The organism is Rubrivirga sp. (assembly GCF_049648075.1).
Lineage (GTDB): Bacteria > Bacteroidota > Rhodothermia > Rhodothermales > Rubricoccaceae > Rubrivirga.
Window position 1 is genome coordinate 1 of sequence record NZ_JBARYR010000176.1, and the last position, 4,079, is coordinate 4,079.

Below are 4,079 nucleotides of genomic sequence, written 5' to 3' on the forward strand. Positions count from 1 at the left end.
ACATCGGCGGTCCGGCCGCGGTGGGCGGCGCGTCCTCGACGGGCGGCGCGTTCACGGTCACCGGCGGCGGCGACATCTGGCAGACGGCCGACCGCTTCCACTACGTCTACCAGCCGTGGGCGACCGACGGCACGGTCGTCACCCGCATCGCGTCCTTGACGGACGACCACGAGTGGCACAAGGCGGCGTTGATGATCCGGTCCACCCTCGAGGCCGGCTCGCCGCACGCGTCCCTCGTGGTCTCGAACCTGGGCACGCACCTCCAAGGTCGCGTCGAGGCCGGCGAGGCGAGTGCGACGGTCCTCGATGAGTGGGGCCGAACGGCTCCGACGTGGGTCCGGCTCGACCGCTCGCAGGGCGTCGTGACGGCGTTCGTGTCCAACGACGGCGTCGCCTGGCGCCAGATCGGGCAGATGAACGTTCCCGACCTCGAGGGCGACGCGTTCGTCGGCTTCGGCGTCTCGGCGGCGGACTACGGCCAGGGTGCCGCGGCGACGGCGCGCTTCGAGGACTTCGCGATCTCCGCGGGTCTGCCGGACGGGTGGACCTCGGGCGACATCGGACAGACGGACGTCGCGGGCTCGGCGCAGGGCGACGGCGACGCGTTCACGGTCACCGGGGGCGGCGACATCTGGCAGACGGCCGACCGCTTCCACTTCGCCTCGCGCGTCCTCGAGGGCGACGGAGCGATCGTGGCGCGCGTCGAGCAGCCGGTCGGGCCGCACGAGTGGTCGAAGGCCGGTCTCATGGTCCGGCGCACGTCGGCCCCGGGCTCGCCGCACGCCTGGGTCGGGCTGTCGCAGATCGGGCTCCACCTCCAGTACCGGCTCGAGGCCGACGGGGAGTCGGCCGGTCCGGTCGACGCGTTCGGTGACATCGCCGCGATCTGGCTCCGGCTCGAGCGCTCCGGCTCCGACATCGCGGCCTTCCGCTCCGACGACGGCACGACTTGGGTGCCGTTCGGCTCGGCCACCATCGCGGGGCTGGGCACCGGCTCCGTCCGGGTCGGTCTCGCGGTCTCCGCGGCCGACTACGGCGACGGCTTCTCGGCGAGCGGCCGGTTCACGTCCGTCGATGTCCTCGAGGCCGCGGGCGCGGTCCCGGCGCCGCTCGAGATGGCGGGCTTGTCCGTCGAGGCTCCGGCCTTCGGCATCGACACGATCTACCCGAACCCGTTGCGCGGCTACGCCTCGGTCCTGGCCACCGTCCCCGACGACGCCGACGTGACCGTCGAGCTGTACGACGTGCTGGGCCGCCGCGTCTCGTCGGAGACCCTGGCCGTCTCGGGCGGCGTGCGCCAGTTCGGCCTCGACCTCGAGGACGTGCCGGCGGGGGCCTACGTGCTCCGCCTGACGAACGGCGCGACGCTGGAGACGGTCACGCGGCCGGTCACGGTGGTGCGCTAGGATCGAGGTCGGCCTCGAGGGCGAGCGTCCTCGAGGTCGGAAAAGAGCCGCGGGCGTCCGCTCGTAGTGGACGCGTTGACGCGTCAGGCCGACCGTGTCACCCATGTGGCCGGTCTGATCTGTCACCCATGTGACCGGCTCCTACACCGAGCACAACGCTTACCCCGGAACGTCACCAGCGAAACGAACAACTCCGGCCTTCTCGAACGCCACCACTTGGATAGGGTTAATGAGCATGTCGCACGTCCTCTCTACTGTACGGGGCTGCTCTACCCGCACCACGGTCGCATCATCGCCGAGCGACACAGAGCGGACGAGCCGGAGGTAGTTCGTGCACCCACTCGGTCCGCCGCCGAGGAACACCGCTACTGCGGTTTTGCTGCTGAAGTCGATCTCGGGAGGAGGGACGGGGTTGCCCTCTCCGTCGGACACGGTGGTGTGGTCGTACCAGAACGCCTCCCATGAAGCAGCATCGTTGAACACAGAAGTGCCAGGTTCTGGGAGCCGCAGCATCTCCGCGTTGGGCACGTCTGCGAAAGGCACAGCATCGTCCAATCCGAGGAGGCTGCAAGCCGGAAGGAAGAGGAGGACGGAGAGAGCAGCGAGGGTTCTCATAGCGGTTCCGTGGCCGGAGAGGACATGGAAGAAGTTGCGCGAGGTGGGGCATGCTCCGCAAGGCCGGAGTTTCTGCCTAACAGTGGACCGCTCAGCCGCCCCAAGCTGAGGGCGCGGCGGTGATTCGACTAATGATAGCACCGGAGCCCCGCCCGAAGCTAAGAACGCTGACGCTTGGGGTCGGCCTGCAGCGGTGGGTTATGTGGCCCCTCGTAGTGCCGCCCATGAGACCCATACCAGTCCCGCTTGGGCCACAACCACGCCCACAGCCACAGCGAGAGCCCCCGCGCGGGAGATCGTCCACATCACAGCAGTGTCTCCGGCAGGCGCACCGTGTCGCCAGGTCAGCGCGAGGTCGAAGACCAGTACATACACGATGTGGAGGCCGAGTGCGGCCGTGGCTATAACGAACGCTATGAGCGGGTGCCCGAGCGTGATGGCTGCGACACAAGAGGCCGCCGCCGCTGCGGTCTCGAAGACGGGTCCACCAGCGACGAAGGCGAACGCTCGCCCCGGGGTGGGGAGGTACCGCTCCGCTGCGGCGACGTAACGCTCGTAGGAGAGGGGGCTGATCCAACCCCCATCGTCTTTGAGGGCGACGTGCTGGGGGAGAGCGAGGAGGCGGATGCGGGCAGCGTGTGCGGGCACACCTGCGAGGCGGCCCGCGAGGTAGTGCCCGGCCTCATGCACGACGATGAGGCCGGCCGCAGCAGACCAGTAGAGGGCAGACCAGTAGAAGACAGCAAGGGTGAAACCACTCATGGGTCGTAGGGCCACATGACAGTTGGCCGCTCACCCGCCTTAGCTGACGGCACGGCGGTCGGGTCGAGCGGTGATAGCGCCGATGCCCCACCGAAGCCGGAGCGCTGGCGCCTAAGGTCGGCGTGCAGCGGCGGGTTAGCTGTACCGGAGTTTCAGTTTGAGCGCCGATACGGGATGGGCACCGCGTACCGCTCGCTGACGGACCCGTGGCAAGGACTGTAAGCGGGACGGAACGAAGAACGGCGGACCGCCTCGACAGCAGCGCGGTCAAGGTCGGGGTGTACGGCGTGGACGACCTCGACATCCGACAGCGACCCATCCTCTCCGACGACGAACTGGACGACGACTCGACCCTCCGGCCCGCCGTCCGGTGCCGGTTCAGGGTACTCGGCCGACGCTAGCAGGGCCTCGTACCCGCCCACGATCTCCGGTGGGAGGAGGCACCCGCAGAAGAGGCTGACGCGGCAGTTGTGCTTGCACGCTTCGCACGTCGGCGCATGAGGGGAGGCCGGGAACGGTGCAGCGCTGGCAAGGCTATCGAGCGGCACAGGAAGCAAGACCGTGCCGTTCGGCTCGGGTTGGGGCGGCGGCGGAGGCTGGGCCGAGCACGCCGCCGAAGCGAGGGCGAGGATGACGAAGACTCTCAGCACTTGGGAGGTACAGCTAACAGTGGACCGCTCAGCCGCCCAAAGCTGAGGGCTGGCGGGTGGGGACGACGCGAAGAATACGCCGACGCTTGGACGAGCTGAGAACGCTGACGCTTTGGGTCGGCCTGCAGCGGTGGGTTCTACCGCGCGTGTTCAGTGGAACGTTCTCAGCACGACGAGCGGCTCCGCTCCGTCCCACCGCCAGCGCGTGGCGAGGTAGCAGTACTCGCCCGGAAACGTCGGAAGGTCGAAGAACTCCTCGGCCGGATCAGCCAAGTGCGGCCGGACCTCCGACTTCCAGAACTCGAACGCCTCCGCGACCGGGACCCACTGCGGCGGGGCCGCTGTCTCGGCGACGACGAACTGGACCGGGCCGAGGCGAAGGAGGTCGCGGATCTCGCCCTCGTCCAGATCGCCCTCGCGTTCGGTAGCGACCGTCTCGTTCTCATCGTTCCAGACCTCCTGGAGCGGCAGGGACGTGATAACGAGATCGTAGCCGGTTCGCTTAGGCACAGCGGGAGCGCGGTAGAACCAGTAGTTCAGCCGACCTCGAGGTCGGCATAAGTGGTCGGATCCGTCATTATACGCGACGGCATTCTGCATAAGTGGTAGAATCCGTACATAGGGCGTCAACGCCATAACCAACTAT

The 4,079-nt window shown here is 68.2% G+C and carries 6 protein-coding genes; 2 read left to right on the forward strand and 4 right to left on the reverse strand.

What is annotated here, in order from left to right:
• Positions 1-1,406, forward strand: a 1,406-nt coding sequence (locus WBA11_RS05050; protein WP_424519628.1) for a T9SS type A sorting domain-containing protein, incomplete at its 5' end; no start/stop codon positions are given.
• Positions 1,407-1,565: 159 nt separating this feature from the next.
• On the opposite strand, the gene WBA11_RS05055 is transcribed toward WBA11_RS05050, so the two are convergent.
• Both WBA11_RS05055 and WBA11_RS05060 read right to left on the reverse strand, forming a co-directional pair.
• Positions 1,566-2,021 (reverse strand): hypothetical protein, encoded by a 456-nt coding sequence (locus WBA11_RS05055; protein WP_424519629.1) that lies wholly within the window; start codon positions 2,019-2,021, stop codon positions 1,566-1,568.
• A gap of 198 nt (positions 2,022-2,219) precedes the next feature.
• Positions 2,220-2,783, reverse strand: a complete 564-nt coding sequence (locus WBA11_RS05060) for a hypothetical protein (RefSeq protein ID WP_424519630.1) — start codon at positions 2,781-2,783, stop codon at positions 2,220-2,222.
• Between the two features lie 15 nt (positions 2,784-2,798).
• Between WBA11_RS05060 and WBA11_RS05065 the strand changes: the two genes are divergently transcribed.
• Positions 2,799-3,005, forward strand: a complete 207-nt coding sequence (locus WBA11_RS05065; RefSeq protein ID WP_424519633.1) for a hypothetical protein — start codon at positions 2,799-2,801, stop codon at positions 3,003-3,005.
• Here the strand turns inward: WBA11_RS05065 and WBA11_RS05070 are convergent.
• Together WBA11_RS05070 and WBA11_RS05075 are read right to left on the reverse strand one after the other, a co-directional pair.
• Positions 2,936-3,433, reverse strand: a complete 498-nt coding sequence (locus tag WBA11_RS05070; protein WP_424519631.1) for an energy transducer TonB — start codon at positions 3,431-3,433, stop codon at positions 2,936-2,938. The genes WBA11_RS05065 and WBA11_RS05070 overlap by 70 nt on opposite strands.
• 150 nt (positions 3,434-3,583) lie before the next feature.
• Positions 3,584-4,033 (reverse strand): hypothetical protein, encoded by a 450-nt coding sequence (locus WBA11_RS05075; protein ID WP_424519632.1) that lies wholly within the window; start codon positions 4,031-4,033, stop codon positions 3,584-3,586.
• Positions 4,034-4,079 lie beyond the last annotated feature (46 nt).

Coding starts and splice junctions, on each gene's coding strand:
- WBA11_RS05055 (WP_424519629.1), bottom strand. CDS start 2,021: ATGAGAACCCTCGCTGCTCTCTCCGTCCTCCTCTTCCTTCCGGCTTGC.
- WBA11_RS05060 (WP_424519630.1), bottom strand. CDS start 2,783: ATGAGTGGTTTCACCCTTGCTGTCTTCTACTGGTCTGCCCTCTACTGG.
- WBA11_RS05065 (WP_424519633.1), top strand. CDS start 2,799: ATGACAGTTGGCCGCTCACCCGCCTTAGCTGACGGCACGGCGGTCGGG.
- WBA11_RS05075 (WP_424519632.1), bottom strand. CDS start 4,033: ATGCAGAATGCCGTCGCGTATAATGACGGATCCGACCACTTATGCCGA.